The organism is Pandoraea faecigallinarum, from assembly GCF_001029105.3.
Lineage (GTDB): Bacteria > Pseudomonadota > Gammaproteobacteria > Burkholderiales > Burkholderiaceae > Pandoraea > Pandoraea faecigallinarum.
This window is the reverse complement of record NZ_CP011808.2, coordinates 307,557-322,537: the sequence shown is the minus strand read 5'-3', so window position 1 is coordinate 322,537 and position 14,981 is coordinate 307,557. Positions and strand designations below refer to the sequence as shown.

The 14,981-nt window shown below is 56.8% G+C and carries 12 protein-coding genes and 4 pseudogenes; 9 read left to right on the top strand and 7 right to left on the bottom strand.

Features of this window, described 5'->3' with window-relative positions:
* The first annotated feature begins 31 nt into the window (after window positions 1-31).
* Complete coding sequence (locus AB870_RS24550; protein WP_047909232.1) at window positions 32-3,031, top strand: hypothetical protein; 3,000 nt, start codon at window positions 32-34, stop codon at window positions 3,029-3,031.
* 124 nt (window positions 3,032-3,155) lie between these two features.
* Here AB870_RS24550 and AB870_RS27615 read toward each other — a convergent pair whose 3' ends face one another.
* The gene (locus AB870_RS27615; RefSeq protein WP_084664339.1) at window positions 3,156-3,464 is read right to left on the bottom strand and encodes an integrase core domain-containing protein; all 309 of its coding nucleotides are present in this window, start codon (window positions 3,462-3,464) and stop codon (window positions 3,156-3,158) included.
* Window positions 3,368-4,423 (bottom strand): IS481 family transposase, encoded by a 1,056-nt coding sequence (locus AB870_RS24545; RefSeq protein WP_047909231.1) that lies wholly within the window; start codon window positions 4,421-4,423, stop codon window positions 3,368-3,370. The genes AB870_RS27615 and AB870_RS24545 overlap by 97 nt, the downstream gene beginning before the upstream one ends.
* A gap of 270 nt (window positions 4,424-4,693) precedes the next feature.
* On the opposite strand from AB870_RS24545, the gene AB870_RS24540 reads away from it, so the two are divergent.
* Both AB870_RS24540 and AB870_RS24535 read left to right on the top strand, forming a co-directional pair.
* Window positions 4,694-6,043, top strand: coding sequence for a hypothetical protein (locus AB870_RS24540; RefSeq protein ID WP_157112533.1), 1,350 nt, complete (start codon window positions 4,694-4,696; stop codon window positions 6,041-6,043).
* Between the two features lie 260 nt (window positions 6,044-6,303).
* Window positions 6,304-6,510: pseudogene (locus tag AB870_RS24535) on the top strand (transposase); the annotation flags it as partial.
* Between the two features lie 8 nt (window positions 6,511-6,518).
* Here the strand turns inward: AB870_RS24535 and AB870_RS26050 are convergent.
* A protein-coding gene (locus tag AB870_RS26050; protein WP_157112532.1) for an IS5 family transposase occupies window positions 6,519-7,276 on the bottom strand; the annotation gives its coding sequence in 2 pieces (ribosomal slippage) (window positions 6,519-6,955 and window positions 6,955-7,276; 759 coding nt in all).
* Between the two features lie 56 nt (window positions 7,277-7,332).
* Between AB870_RS26050 and AB870_RS24525 the strand changes: the two are divergent.
* The 5 genes and pseudogenes from AB870_RS24525 to tnpC form a co-directional block, all read left to right on the top strand.
* Window positions 7,333-7,822: pseudogene (locus AB870_RS24525) on the top strand (IS3 family transposase); the annotation flags it as partial.
* A 112-nt stretch (window positions 7,823-7,934) separates the two neighbouring features.
* Window positions 7,935-9,301, top strand: a protein-coding gene (locus tag AB870_RS26045) for an IS3 family transposase (RefSeq protein WP_157112531.1) whose coding sequence is annotated in 2 segments (ribosomal slippage) — window positions 7,935-8,406 and window positions 8,406-9,301 — 1,368 coding nt in all. Because the reading frame shifts where the segments join, the coding sequence is not laid out codon by codon here.
* 58 nt (window positions 9,302-9,359) lie between these two features.
* Window positions 9,360-9,884 carry an IS66-like element accessory protein TnpA gene (tnpA, locus tag AB870_RS24510; RefSeq protein WP_047909159.1) on the top strand — a complete coding sequence of 175 codons (525 nt, stop codon included), beginning with the start codon at window positions 9,360-9,362 and terminating at the stop codon, window positions 9,882-9,884.
* Window positions 9,860-10,213, top strand: coding sequence for an IS66 family insertion sequence element accessory protein TnpB (tnpB, locus tag AB870_RS24505; protein ID WP_047909160.1), 354 nt, complete (start codon window positions 9,860-9,862; stop codon window positions 10,211-10,213). Before tnpA (AB870_RS24510) ends, tnpB (AB870_RS24505) begins: the two co-directional genes overlap by 25 nt.
* A gap of 32 nt (window positions 10,214-10,245) precedes the next feature.
* Window positions 10,246-11,826 (top strand): IS66 family transposase, encoded by a 1,581-nt coding sequence (gene tnpC, locus AB870_RS24500; RefSeq protein ID WP_047909161.1) that lies wholly within the window; start codon window positions 10,246-10,248, stop codon window positions 11,824-11,826.
* Between the two features lie 71 nt (window positions 11,827-11,897).
* Here the strand turns inward: tnpC and AB870_RS24495 are convergent.
* From AB870_RS24495 to tnpA (AB870_RS24485), 3 genes and pseudogenes are all read right to left on the bottom strand, one after another.
* Window positions 11,898-12,365: pseudogene (locus tag AB870_RS24495) on the bottom strand (IS66 family transposase); the annotation flags it as partial.
* Window positions 12,366-12,396: 31 nt separating this feature from the next.
* Window positions 12,397-12,747 carry an IS66 family insertion sequence element accessory protein TnpB gene (gene tnpB, locus AB870_RS24490; RefSeq protein WP_047909134.1) on the bottom strand — a complete coding sequence of 117 codons (351 nt, stop codon included), beginning with the start codon at window positions 12,745-12,747 and terminating at the stop codon, window positions 12,397-12,399.
* Complete coding sequence (gene tnpA / locus AB870_RS24485) at window positions 12,723-13,163, bottom strand: IS66-like element accessory protein TnpA (RefSeq protein ID WP_047909226.1); 441 nt, start codon at window positions 13,161-13,163, stop codon at window positions 12,723-12,725. The genes tnpB (AB870_RS24490) and tnpA (AB870_RS24485) overlap by 25 nt, the downstream gene beginning before the upstream one ends.
* Window positions 13,164-13,235: 72 nt before the next feature.
* Between tnpA (AB870_RS24485) and AB870_RS24480 the strand changes: the two are divergent.
* Window positions 13,236-13,664, top strand: a pseudogene (locus tag AB870_RS24480) (integrase core domain-containing protein); the annotation flags it as partial.
* A gap of 69 nt (window positions 13,665-13,733) precedes the next feature.
* Here the strand turns inward: AB870_RS24480 and AB870_RS24475 are convergent.
* Window positions 13,734-14,525, bottom strand: coding sequence for an IS6 family transposase (locus AB870_RS24475; RefSeq protein ID WP_047909224.1), 792 nt, complete (start codon window positions 14,523-14,525; stop codon window positions 13,734-13,736).
* Window positions 14,526-14,981 lie beyond the last annotated feature (456 nt).

Genomic DNA, 14,981 nt, shown 5'->3' with positions numbered 1-14,981 from the left:
GGGCATTTCACCCCCGTTTCTGACACCATGCATGACAACGCCTTTTTCCGAGATCCGTAGGTTTTGGCCGAAATACGAACACGGCATAGGGTTGGCTGTGGTACTAATCGGCTTCACCCATGCTCGTCTGAGGTACTGTCTTATGGGGCAAAACTTCTCCGCCCAGCGCTTAGGTACTGCCCGCCTAGCCTATCAAAGCGCTCAGGAAACCAACGCGGCTGCGCCTGAAGTTAACCTCGCTACGGTTGACTTTACTTGTGCGCTTGAAGTCGAAGCAGCCTATCAGGCAATGCAGACGAAAATCGGTGCCAGCATCAACGATACGCACTTTAAAAGCGGTGCCAAACCTGACTGCGTGGCCGCCTTAGCCTCGCTAACCCTTCGCAGGTTCGCCGATGGGCAAGGGGCGAGCACTATGTTCATTCCAAGCAGCCGGGATAAGGCCCTCACGACGCTGGCCGAAGGTCTCTCACACACCGGGCTAGAGGCGTCGCTGCAAAGCCTTGACAACCCCGCCGAAGCGAACCAATTTTCAGAATCCCTCGCGTATCGGGATACGCTTTGTCTGGCCGCCCACATCAATTGGCTAGGTGGCGAGCTGCACCTCAAAGAAGGTGACGCAAATGATTATTATTTGCACTTTGACCGGGCTCGCGCCCGCGGCAAAACGGAAGTCGAAAGCACCGCATTGGCAATAAAAGCCCACGGACCGGCTCCCGACGCCTACATGCAGGCCGCGCTTGCCTATCGGACGGCCGCGCTCGCCTACGACCGGGCGGGGCTGTTCGCGCAGGCGGCAGAGGCCTACGCGAAGAGCGCAGCATGCTACCTGAAGGCCGCGACAGCCTATTTGCGAATTGATCAGCCTGCGCAGGTCGCAAAAGCCAATGAGGCAGCCGCAAAAGCCGGTGAGGCCGCTGCAAAAGCTAATGAGGCAGCCGCACGGGACCTCCAAGGGATCGCAGACGCCCATCACGAGGAGGGCCTGCGCGAGCCGGCGAAAGCAATCTTTAGGGAGGCCGCAAGGGCCTTGAGCAAGGCCGGAGGAGTCTACGAGAACATGGGGCTGCGCGAGCGGGCCGCCGCCCTCTATACGGCGGCAGCGCAAGCCTATGCGAAGGGGGATCAACGCGAGCTGGCCGACAAACACCATAAACGGGCCGTAGACCTCTTGATGGATGCGGCGAAAGCCTATGCGGACCAGCAACTGCACGAGAACGTCGTGGGCGCCTACGCAGCGGTGGCAGACACCTCCGCGGCGGTGGCAGGCGCCTACCTGGAGAGAGGTTTACGCGAGCCGGCCGAAGCCATCTTTAATGAGGCCGCAAAGGCCTTGAGCAAGGCCGCGCAAGACTACGAGAAGCAGAAGCTGCACGAGCAGGCAGCACGCGTCTTCGCCGTGTGCGCGGACCTTTACACGAGGGGCGCCAAAGCCCTTGCGCGAGCCGATTGGCACGATGAGGCAGGAAAAAGCTATAAGAAGGCCGCAACTTCATATGAGCACGCGGCGCTGTTCGAACGGTCTGACGAAGCGTTGGGGATGGCCGCACGAGCCTATTGGAGTGCCGCGAAAGCCTTCTCGGAAGCGGGGCAGCATAAGCGGGCCGGAGTAGCCTACTCCTTTGCTGCACTCATCTTCATCCAGACGCGTCAGTTTACGCATGCCGAAGAAGCTTACTCGATGGCCGCAAAAGCTCACTCGGAGGCGGGAGACCACCATTCGGTCGCAATCGCCTACAGGTCGCTGGCAGGTGTCTACGCGAAACAGGGGAAGCACGTGCAGAGCGCAGGTGCCCTTGAGAGCTGCGCGAAAGCCTACCAGCGATGTGTTCCTCCTATGGAATACTTGGTTGCCCTCGCTTGGCACGAGGCAGCATATTTCTACACGCAGGCGAAACGGCGCGTGTCGGCCCAAATAGCGTTCACGAATGCCGAAACAGCCTTCAGGCAGGGTCATCAGTTGCAGCACGCTGGCGCGGCCTCCCTCGAGGTCCAAGCAACCGTCTCTATGCGGAATGAGTTGGACGCGGAGGCTGCACGAGTCCTCGAGAGGGCCGCAGGACTCTACGAGGGAACAGGTGAGTTCGGGGCCGCTGCAAGAGCCTGTTCAAGCGCTGCAACATGTTACATGGCGTCGGGGATGTACCTGCATGCCGCAAAACTTTACGAGCGGGCCGCAAAACTTTATGAGCAGGCCGCGCAAATTTACTCGCAGCAAAATTGGCATGAGAAGGCCGCCGACGCGTACGAACATGTCGTCGACGCCTACGAACATGTCGCCTACGCTTACGCTATGGAGGGGGGGCGGGGCGATCAGGCCGAAGAAGCCCTCGAGTTAGCCGGAGACCAGCTGATGGAGGCGGGCAGTCGTGCCATTGGTCGGTACGAGGTGGTGCGTTGCCGCGAGCGGGCCGCATACTTCTACGTGCGGGCGGGTCGGCCTGAACTGGCCGAACATGCCTACCGGGAGGCCGGCCTGACCGAGCTTGAAGCCTACGAGCGGGTCGCACGAGCGTTCATGCAGGATCATCAGTACCTGCGGGCCGCGCACGCCTGGCAGAAGGTCGCAGCCTACGCGGCCAAAGATCTTGTCTCGATGGCCGCATTTAGCTACGAGCAGGCCGCCAAAGCCTACTTGGCGCTGAGGCGGCCCGAGCGCGCCGCAGAGGACTTCGAGAGGGCCGGGGACAAGTATATGGAGGCGGGAGAGCGCGCGATTGAACCGCACGATGCTGTGCGTTGGCGCGAGCGAGCCGCACACGCCTACGTACTTGCGGGGTCGACCGAGAAAGCCGTACACGCCTACCGGCAAGCTGGCCTGACCGAGCAGGACGCCTACGCGCGGGTCGCAGCCGAGTACATGCAAGCGGGTCAGTTCGCACTGGCCGCAGCTGCTTTTCGGCGCGCGGGTCTGCCCGATGAGTCGGCCGTAGTTGCGTTGGCGCGGGAAAATTCAGCCCACGCAGACCAGGTCGTCCGTGAAACAGCGCCGGGCCACTTGAGTTCGACAGTTAAACGCACAACTATTTGATTTTATTGATGCCGATTTCGAAAAATACCACTACAACAACGTGAGCTTGCACTGACTCCGTAAAGTTGGACGGGAAAGTTATGCCGTTAGGGGCTGAGTGAAGTGCCCGCGGAAACTGGACAGTTTAAAACTGGAGAGGGGCTGCCTCTTTGGGTTGTACTGACCACTTTTGGACGAACTCGCTTGGGGTCAGATGGCCGAGCGAGCTGTGGGGACGATGATGGTTGTAGTCGTGCTGCCAAGCCGTCATTTTTTCTCGGAGGTCGTATAGCGTGACGAATTCATGCACGTTAAGGTGTATTAGCTGAGACTTGATCTGAGAGGTAGTCGGAAGGATTAAGCGGCCACGGCAGCTGAATGAGGAATGAGTTTCTCCTTGGCGAGCGAGAGAGAATCGAGGAAAGTCTGCATGGGCGTCTTGCCATAGCACCATCGACCTTGATGTTCTCGCCGCGTGTTGTACTCGTCAAGCCAGTGGTCGAGGTCGGCCTGCAGTGCGGGGATGCAGTCGTAGATTTTTCTGCGAAAGGCGATGCGATAGAACTCGTTGAGCATCGTCTTGTGCAACCGCTCGACGATGCCGTTGGTCTGGGGCGAGCTGGCCCGAGTACGGGTGTGGTCGATGTTTTTCACCGCCAGATAGAGCTCATACTCGTGATGCTCGGGGTTACCGCAATATTCGGTGCCACGATCGGTCGGGATGCGCATAAGCGGGATGCCGTGGCTATCGAAGAATGGCAGAACGCGGTCGTTGAGCAGATCAGCCGCCGGCAGTGGCGTCTTGCGATCGTAGAGCTTGGCGAATGCGACCTTCGAGTAGGTATCGACGAACGTCTGCTGGTAGACCCGGCCCACCCCTTTGAGCGTGCCGACGTAGAAGGTGTCCTGAGCGCCGCAGTAGCCGGGACACTCTGACGCGAATTCGCCGTGCGTTTCTTTCTCAAGCTTGGCCCGCTCGAGCGAGGCGAGTTGGGTCTCGGTGAGCACCAGCCCTTCCTGCGCAGATTTGGCCTCCAACGCCGTCAGGCGTTTGTTCATGGTCTCGAGGTCGTGACGTAGCCGGATGCTGCGCACGCCCTGAGGCGAGACGTGCAGCGCATGACGCTTGAGCCCCTCATTGGCGATGCGGATCTGGCCGCAGGCGGGCAACTCCAGGGCCAGCTCGACCACTGCGGCTTCGACCTGCGGATCCGCGCGATTCTTGGGCTGCGGGCGCCGCCGAGAGATTTCCTGCAGGGCGGCTTCGCCGCCCGTCTCGTCCAGTTCTTTGAATCGGTAAAAACTGTCGCGTGAATAGCCCATCACGCCACACGCTTGACTGACATTACCGAGTTGGCGGGCTAGCTCGAGAATTCCGACTTTGGCACGAATGACTTTCTGAGGTTGCGTCATGGTGGACTCCTTGCGGTTCAGGGACCGCAACGTTGCCGTCACTGGATGCGACGAACAACGCTGCGCCCCGGGAGAAACCGACAGCTGTCAGATTTAGTCTAGGCTATTACACATTGTGGAAATGGAGGCGCCATTCTATCCTCCCACCTCGCCCATCCGAACAACCTGACAATACCAGCCAATTCGCTATGCCGCTTGATTAAAGTTCATGTGTTTCTAATCAATAATGCCTTTTGGTTTCCTAGTTAATTTTTCAATAGGGGTTTTCATATGTTCACTTCAATGAATATAGGCGGATACAAATCCATATACCAAAAACAAGATCCGAATGACGAGGCTTCTTCTATTGGGTGCACCAATACGGCCCACTTATATTTTCATGATGGAGATCCTTCAACGGAAGAAAAAATTCAGAAGACCGACTCGTGCAAAAACAATCCAGGATTCTATTCTTTGAATGTGGGCTCTGACGTTGCCACTGCAAAAATAGCCGAAATAATAGAGGGCAATATTAAGAGTTTTTTGAAAAAAAATCCTGAATGCAAGTGTGTAAATGTCAAATTTCACAGTTTTGATAACGACTCACCGGCAAGGGCGAGTGAGATCAAAGAAATTGTAATTAAAAAATTTGCCGATACCGATATAGAAATAAAGCCAGTAGACAAAAAAACTAGTTATGAATCATTGAAGAATAGTCGATTTAGAAATAGAATGATTCACTATGTTGGCGAGTTAAATAAAAAAAATAACCTTAGATACGAGGACGAATTTCTTAGCTCAAATGGCGCCGATAGAAAAGCAGGTAACTTTAAAAATCTTTGCGAAGAAAATAGAAAAATATATAAAATATATCAGGACGTCTTAAGTAAGGGGATTGAGGGGATGCGGCAGAAAATAGAAGAAGATGGAAGCATCGCTTATATCTATGAAGGTAAGGATTTATCTGGGGCTTTGAATAAGTTGATTGCTCACGATCCTTTTGTGTTGGATTGCGCGTTGTTTGTTAATCTGTGCATGACTTTATCTTTGAGGGATGAGCTTGGCGATGAGCGTTTTAACGAATTGTTGTCCAGCAAGCTTGGCGGAAAATTTTCCTTAGACGCATCGAACGTCAATAAGTTATTGGAAGAAATTGGCCTAAAAATTGCCGTGAAATCCGTTAATCAAATTAATAAAGGTGACATCCTTTATATTGAAGCCGTAAATGCTCGCGTGTTTCACCCTGCGGCCACAATGAATTCTCATAATTTAATTTGCATCGGCAAAAATCCAGCGGCAGATCATCAGCTTATGTTTCAAGGTTTTGAGAGGACGGAGCCGTCAACTTTGGCTGACCTCAAGGAGTTTATTGTGACTTTGGCTAAGTGTAATTTAACTTATGCCGATCTACTAACAATGCACTCCAATTCGAAATTTGACGATGTTCTGGAAGGGGAAGAATTTAGCTGCAAACAAGCTTGGGAAGAAATTGTAAATAAGAACGGCAGGGAAGTAGTGAGTAACGAGCTTGATTTTATTAAGGATAGAGATATGCGAGGCATATACGACGATTCACGTATTGAAATGCCTGACGTCTTGATCTTCCCCGACATGAATGTCGTCGGTGTGATGGAGATATAGGGCATTCCATTACACACTCGGGCACCTCGAAAAACCACCCAGACGCTGGCATGAGAGTTATTGTCGAATCTGGTGTACGGTGGAATCGTTGGGAATATGAGAAGGTGGTGGCCGTTTAGCTGAGAATGCTGCTTGACGAAGGCACACCGAGCAAAGCCGGCGAGAGCCGGCCCCGACCATGATCTGCAATGAGAAATCTGGACCACCTAGGACGTTAGTTTTTCGGCAAACTTTCCCCTTGGAAAAAGGAGGAGTTTGCTATGAAACGTAAGCGCTTTTCAGTCGAGCAGATCGTGGCGGTACTGAAGCAGGCCGAGTTGGGTATGCCGGTGGCCGATTTCATCCGTCACGTCGGTATTTCGGAGCAGACGTTTTATCGCTGGAAGAAGCAATACGCCGGTATGCGGTCAGATCAGGTACGCGAGCTCAAACAGTTGCAAGACGAGAACGCACGGCTCGAGAAGCTAGGTTCTGTTCACATTCTCACCAGCGGCCCGAACGCGCAGGCAAGGGAAGCGAAGGCGAGATAGTTCTGTGCGAGCTTGTCATAGCGAGTGGCGACACGACGAAAATGTTTGATACGACCGAAAAATCGTTCGACGATATTGCGAGTTCGGTACAGCTTTCGGCTGTACCGACGCTTGGTCTTTCTATTTGAGCGCGGCGGGATAACGGCCTTCGCACGAGTAGCCCGGATAGTGTTGACGAAGGCATCCGAGTCGTAACCCTTGTCAGCGATGACTGCACCGGTGCGCAAGTGCTCAACCAGTTCATTCGCGCGCGAAATATCGGAAACTTGTCCCTCGGTAACGATCATTCGCAGAGGACGTCCGGCTTCATCGACGGCCAGGTGCAGCTTGGTTGTCAGTCCTCCGCGGGAGCGGCCGAGTGCTTGCGGGCCGCTTTTTTTCGAGCACCGGCTGAATGTTGGTGCGCACGCACAATGGTTGAGTCGATCAGCACACATCTGATTTCCGTTTCGTCGGCTAGGGCGTGCACCACGCGCTCCCAGACACCATTGCGCCGCCAGCGCGAGAAGCGCATGTACACCGTGTGCCACCGCCCGAAGGCCTTGGGCAAATCACGCCACGGGCAGCCGGTTCGGCCGATCCACAGGACGGCTTCGACAAACCAGCGGTTGTCGACCGCCGTTCGCCCAGGATCGCCTTCCTTGCCCGGCAATACCGATTTGATTCGCGCCCATACCTCGTCGCTCAACAACGTTCGAATCATCTTGTCTCGCTCGCGCAAAAGACGAGATGTAAACACATTTCAACAAATGTAAACAGACCCTAGTGGCCGAGCTAAGCCTGGACAAGGCCATTCTGCAGGATGTTGCTTCAAAAAAGTGGCCCGGCCCGCGCTGAGGAAAGACGTAGTGGATTACGTGATAAGCCACTATGGATTGACAATGAGGCGGGCCTGTCGTTTGGTGAAGCAACCTCGCAGCACGCAGTACTACCAAAGCGTGAAAGATCCTCGCCCGAGCTTCGTGCCCGCATGCGCGAAATTGCCTATACGCGGGTGCGCTATGGCTATCGGCGCGTGCATGTACTGCTGCGGCGTGAAGGCTGGCAGTTGGGCAGGGATCAAGCATATCGGCTGTATTGCGAAGAGCAATTGCAATTACGATCGAAACTTCCCAAGCGCCGCAAGACGGTCGTCACGCGCGTGCAGAAAATCATGCCGCGCAAACCGAATGATGCCTGGAGTATGGATTTCGTCGCCGATCAACTCGCAGATGGCTCGAAGTTTCGCGCGCTGACAATTGTCGATGTATTGTAAGCGGTCCGGTAACGACGTCTACCCAAGGTCCTGGTGATGGAGGAGCATAGGTGTCCACCTACTATTGAACTGAACCCCGAAGGTTGGACTCCGACCTGAAGAGTTTATGGGAAAATACACGGATCAAGCCAAGTTGGCGGCCGTTAGAGATTACTGCAGCGGCGAGGCCGGCCTAAAAGCGGTTGCCCAACGGCATAGCGTCAATGTTTCATCGTTGCGTCAATGGATTGCCGGCTATCGGGCTCATGGTGAAGAAGGCGTGCGAACGAAGAAGCGGATTCCCACGAATTTCAGTGCTGAATTCAAACTTTCGGTGCTGAAGCGGATGCGCGAAGAAGGCTTGTCGCAGCGTCAAACTGCAGCACTGTTCAACATCCGCCGCTTCAACGTGATTGGCGAGTGGGAAGATAAATTCAATCAAGGCGGTCCGAAAGCTCTCGGGCGAGTGCCCAGAGAGCGCCGCAAGACGATGTCAAAAGCCTCCTCTGACCAAGCAAAGCAACCGAATTCCGACCATGACCGCAGTCGACAGGATCTGATCGACGAGCTCAAGAGTCTCCGAATGGAGAATGCATATCTAAAAAAGCTCGAGGCCTTGGTTCGGGCGAATGCTCGGCAACCGCAAAAGAGCGGACGCTGATCGTGCTTGAGCTGAGGCAACATTACCCGCTTGCCGGTCTGCTGCAGCTAGCCGGCCTTGCCCGCAGCACGTTCTACTATCAGCAAAGGACGTTGCAGGGAAATGACAAATATGCCGACTTGAAGTTGAAGATTCGGGAGTTGTCTGACCGGCACAAAGGGCGTTATGGCTATCGTCGTATCACGGCTGCTGTCCGCCGTGGTGGTGACCTCGTGAATCACAAGACGGTTCGCCGACTGATGGTGCAGCTTCAGTTGCGATGCCGGGTACGAGTGAAGAAATACCGTTCCTACAAAGGTCAACTCGGACACGTTGCCCCAAACGACCTGGCGCGTCAGTTTTATGCCAATCGGCCAAATGAAAAGTGGGTGACAGATGTGACCGAGTTCAACGTGGGCGGTCGGAAACTGTACCTGTCTCCCGTGCTAGATCTCTTCAATGGCGAAATCGTTTCGTACGAGATGTCCTCTCGACCACTTTTCGGCATGGTTGGCGGGATGCTCAAGAAAGCCTTTAGCAGGTTGAAAGCTGATGACCGGCCGATGCTGCATTCGGACCAGGGCTGGCAATACAAAATGCCCGAATATCGGCGGCTGCTTGACGCACACGCGGCGAAGCAAAGCATGTCGCGAAAAGGTAATTGCCTTGATAATGCCGCGATGGAAAGCTTCTTCGGCACGTTAAAGTCGGAGCTTTATTACCTGGAGACATTCCGCAGCGTAGAGGAGCTGCAAGCAGGCATTGATCACTACATCCGGTACTACAATCACGATCGGATCAAGCTGAAGCTCAAAGGCCTAAGCCCCGTCGAATACCGGATTCGCTTCGCGTGAAATTCGTTCAACCACCGTCCAACTTCTGGGGTTCAGTTCACTATTGAGGTGGACACCTATGGCTGACAAAGACTCAGAGTTGAGAGTCGTTCGACAAAGTCGCGACGGCCGCCGCCGTTACGATGAGAAAAGCAAACAGGCACTGATCGAAGCGGCATTGCGACCTGGCGTATCGGTGGCGAGGCTGGCACAAGAGCACGGGGTCAATGCCAACCTGCTGCGCAAATGGATCACGAAGTACCTGATGGCGCGTGAGCAAGGCATCTTGCCGAGGAAACGCGCTGGAGATGACGACGGGCTTTTGTCGAGCGAGATCGAGAGCGTGACCATCGACTTGCCGGATTCGCGCAGTCTCGCTCCAGCCACCGCGGCGTCTCCGGCTTTCGTACCGGTCGTTTCGACGCCAGCCGCATCTGCGCCGGTGCCAGCACCGTCGGCTGTGTCGATGCAACTCGAACTACATGTGCGCCTGGCCAACGGTGTCGAGCTCGAGATGGGGCGCGCCATCGCGTCGATCGAGGAGCTGACCACCCTGGTCCAGATTCTGGGGAGGATGCCGTGTTCCGGTTCGACGAAGGCCTGAAGGTCTACCTGCACCGCGATCCGGTCGACTTCCGCTATGGCATGAACAGCCTGTCGATCCTCGTCGAGCAGTCGATGCAACTGGGCCCGATGGACGGCTCGCTCTACATCTTTGGCAACCGGCGTCGCGACCGGATCAAGATTCTTGGATGGGACGGTAGCGGTTTCTGGCTATTGATGAAACGCCTGGAAGCTAGCAGCTTCATCTGGCCCGACAACAAGACCGATGTCGTCACGATGACGACCGATGTGCTGCACGCGCTGCTCGACGGCGACGACATCACCGCGATCCGGCGTCATACGCGGCAAGAATATCTGCGGGTAAGCTGAAACAGGCAAGTGGCATTCCGGTCTAATCGCGCATGCCGATCAACGTCACGATCACCGCCGATGAACTGAAAGCGCTGCTTGCCGAGCGCGATTCCGCTCGTGCGCTACGAGAAGAAAAAGAGGCATTGTGCAGTGCTCTTCGGCTCGTGACGGCAGAGCGCGATCTCGCCGAAGAACGGCTTCTGGCCTATCGCCGCGAGCTGTTCGGTGCAAAGAGTGAGGCGCGGGGCGACAATCAGCTCGGCTTGTTCAACGAAGCCGAAGTGCTTGGCAAGAACAGCGCCCCCGCGCGGGAAGATATTCCGGAGTCGACGGTCGCTGCGCACACACGCAAGAAGCGCGGCAAGCGCAAGCCGCTCGATCCGAGCCTACCGCGCGAGGTCGTGCGGCACGAATTGCCTGAAGCTGAACGTTTCTGTGCGAACGATGGCCATGCACTCGTCGAGTTCGGCGTCGAAGTCAGCGAGCAACTCGACGTGATCCCGGAGCAGCTTCGTGTGATCCAGCACCAGCGCGTCAAGTACGCATGCCCATGCTGCGATCTGGGCATCAAGGTCACTCCGGCACCGCCGCGCATCATTGCGCGTGGGCTGCTTACCGAATCGGCGCTCGCGTGGATTGCCACCGGCAAGTATCAGTTCGGCATGCCCCTGTACCGCCAGGCTGGCCTGCTGCGCCGCTTCGGCGGTGACATCTCGTCGAACACGCTTGCCGCGAGTATGGTCCGCGTCGGTCTCGCCACGCAGCCGGTGATCAACCTGATGCGTGATGCACTGCTCGAGGCCGGGATCGTTTATTGTGACGAGACCACGTTCCAGGTGCTCAAAGAAGAAAACCGACGAGCGCAATCGAAGAGCTATCTCTGGTCGCAGATGACGGGGTCGGGAACGCCGATCCGGTGTTTCACCTACACGCCCGGACGCGGCGCCAAACTGGCTGACAGGCTGTTCACTGACATCCGTCAGGGGGCAGTGCTGATGACAGACGGCTACGAGCCCTATAACGATATCGCGCGGCGTTACCAACTCGTGCATCTCGGATGCTGGGTTCATGCCAGACGCTACTTCGTCAAGGCGGAGGAGAACGTACCGAAAGTCGCGCGTACTCCTGAACTGCTTGCGACGCGCTTCATCAAGTTGATCGGCAAGCTGTTTGCCGCCGAGGCGCGCACTGAAATGTGGGAGGCCGAGCGACGACAGCGATTGCGACGACGATACAGCGTTCGGGTGCTCGACGTCATCCACGCACTGATGCTTGAGCAATCGCCCGGTGTTGTGCCGCAGGGCTTGCTCGGCAAGGCGCTTACCTACCTGCGTGCACAGTGGCCCAAGCTGGTGCGCTACGTCGAGAATGGCAGTTGGCCCATCTCGAACAATCCCTGCGAGAACTCGATTCGACCGTTCTGCGTCGGCCGTCGCTCGTGGCTGTTCTCTGACACCGTGGATGGCGCGAACGCCAGCGCCAACCTCTATTCGCTCGTCGAGACCTGCAAAGCGAACGACATCGATCCGTATCGCTATCTCACCTGGCTGTTCCAGCGTCTGCCACTGGCGCAGAGCGTCGACGACTACGACGCCCTGCTGCCATGGAAAATGCCTGCCGATCTCCGCTGACTCGCTGCGTTGTCACACCTCACGTTCCTCGTGATTTTTCTCTGAGGGACGTTTTTCGCGGACCGCTTACATTTGACGCGCGGATGCTGGATCACACGAACCTGCTCGGGAATCACATCCAGTTGTTCGCTCGTCTCGACGCCAATTACCACTAGGGCGTGGCCATCGTGCGAGCAGAACTGCTCAGATGCGGGCAGTTCGTGTCGAACGACTTCGCGCGGCAGGTTTGGATCGAGCGGTTTGCGCCCGCGTTTGCTGCGCGTGTGGGCGGTGACGGTTGTGCCCGGCAATTCTTCGCGCGCGGAGCCAGTGCTTGAGGCCAGCGACTCGGCTTCGTTGAATAGACCGAGTTGGTCGGCATGACGGGCTTCACTCGATGCGCCGAACAGTTCGTGTTTGTAGGCGCGAAGCTTCTCCTGTGCGAGGTCACGCTGCGCCGTCACGAACCGAAGCTCGCCTCGTAAGGCGTCGCGCTCGGCACTGGCGGCGATCAGCGCCTGATATTCTGCGGCGCTGAGCATGATGGTGTTTTCTGGCATGGCCAGTTTGACCATGCGGTAAGCGCGACGTTCAGCTCATGCGCAGGTAATGGCGCTGAGGATGTTTCTGAATCACGGACAGATCGATTCCTTCGAGCAACCAGTGCAGCTGTTCGATACTGAGCGTCACGACGTCATCGCCCCCGGGCCAGATGAACCGGTCGGCCTCGAGTCGCTTCATCAGCAACCAGAAGCCGTTGCCGCCCCAGCCAAGAATCTTGATGCGGTCTCGCCGCCGATTACCAAACACGAACAGCGCCGGGGCCATCGGATTCAGGCGCATGGCTTGCTCCACCCGTATCGACAGACCGTTGATGCTCTGACGGAAGTCCACGGGTTCGCGGTGCAGGTACACTTTTAGCGCTTCGTCGAACCGGAACACGGCAACCTCCCGAGCGTCTCGATAACCGCCGTCAACTGGGCCAGATCTGATTTCTCGAGATCGAGCTGCACGCCATTGGGCAGACGCACATGCACGCTGGCGATGATTTGCGGCTCAGGTGCAGAGGACTCAATCGTAGTAGCGGGTGGTGTGCAGGCGATCGGTACGAATGTCGAGGTCACAGGCTCGGTGACGGGCGTCATAACGGCACCTCCCCGTTTGTGCTCACGAATCCACTTGCGCAGTTGGTTGGCGTTGATTTGGGCCTTAAGCGCCAGCCGGGCAATCGACACGCCCGGCCGACGGCATAGCTCGACCAGTCGCCGCTTGGCGATGGGGTCGTAGTCACGTTTGCCGTTCGAACGTATGCGTACGACCCGCAGCGGGAAACAGTCGGTTTCGTTGAGTTCATTCATGTTTGCGTCCGCAAAAGTCTTTGCGGACGCAAGCTTGACCCCTGTCGAGCTACCGCGATAGGGCGTCCTTTAATGACGGCTTACGATGTATTCACGAAAGAAGCTCTGGCCATCGAAGTTGGTCAACGGTTGAGGGGAGAGCATGTGGTGTCGGCGCTCAATCGTATCGCGGCCAGACGCGGCGCTCCTCGGCATATTTTCGTAGACAACGGCAGTGAGTTTTCCGGGCGATTGCTTGACATGTGGGCATATCACAACAAGTCGAAAATCGATTTCAGTCGCCCAGGAAAGCCCACGGACAATTGCCACATTGAGACATTTAACGGATCATTCCGTGATGAGTGTTTGAACTTGCATTGGTTCGAGACGCTGGGCGAAGCGAAAGCGACTATCGAGGCATGGCGCGGGGACTACAACGAGAGTCGGCCTCACTCAGCTCTCAAAGAGCTGGCGCCGGCCGAATCCGCCCGACAATTGGTGTTTTTACCCGGGCCGACTTGACCCGATACGCCGAAAAACTCGCTCCGGATTTGGCACAGAAAACCCAAGCGGATCATGGAAGCCATTCTCTCAAGTTTCAACTGGTCCGAAAACTCCAAGGCAGGTCAATTGCTCAGCAGAGGACGCACGGCGTCCCTTGGGGGCAAGCATTTGCCCCTTACGAATCATGTGCATGGCCTCGATGCCGCCCAGGACAATGCGGGCACAACGGAAATTCTGAAAACCCAGCATCGGTCTGAGGCGCCGTTTGATCGCGCGGTGGTCCTGCTCGTCAAGGTTGTTCAGGTAGTTGTTCTGGCGGATTTCGATGGGCGTCTCGCGCTGGGCGCCCAGCGCCTGCAGCGCGGCGCGGTTCGCCCCGCTTTTGTCAACGGTGACGGTCGTCGGCGTGCCCCGCCCGGCGGTGGCTTTTTCGAAGAACCGGCGCGCGGCGGCGGTATCGCGGCGTGGGCATAGCAGAAAGTCAATGGTGTGGCCCGCCTTGTCCACCGCCCGGTAGAGGTATTTCCACTGGCCTCTGACCCGAATATAGGTCTCGTCTATGCGCCAGCTCTCACCGACTGGGCGCAGGCGGCGACGTATCGCTTTCTCGAAAACCGGCAGCCACTTGATCACCCAGCGATGGATCGTCGAGTGGTCCAGCGCCACGCCTCGCTCGGCCATCATTTCCTCCAGATCTCGCGAGCTCAGCGAATCGGCTACGTACCAGCGCACGCACTGCAACATAACCTCCAACGGGTAGTGCAACCGCTTCAGGACCTTGGCGATGCCTGTGGGCAGGGCTTTTTCGGCGGTTTGGCTGCGCGCTTCATCGACTGGGTTCCCGGTGCTTGAAACTGTAGAATCTACCTGACTATCCATAGTGCGACGGAACCCTGCAGGTAGGGGACCTGCTGCGTGGGCAAGCCGTGCTGAATCTTCTGACGAAGCGGCAGGCGCAACAAAGTGTGGGCGCAGGCTCTGCGGACACAGGCGCTGAGGGCGTAGCGTCTGGCGCACGACAAGCCGCCCCCGACCGCCGGTTGAAGCTAGCGCCTCAGCATGGGGGAACATTGATGCGCATCCGTCAGATTTTTGTTTGAGTGCGAGGTCTGTTGGCAGCCGGGGCACTGCTTTTGTCCGCGCAGAACGCGCAGGGCGGCGCGTGCGGCATCATGGCAACGCCATATCAGGTGTTCGCCTGAGAGCGGCTTCGCCTGCAACCCTCACAATCACCGCCAAACGTCTGCCGCGTTCATGCCGGGCATCCTGTGTGCGCGCTCGTCTGCTTTCGCCGTCATTTTGTCGCCGCCCGCACCAGGGGCGGTCATCTGTCGT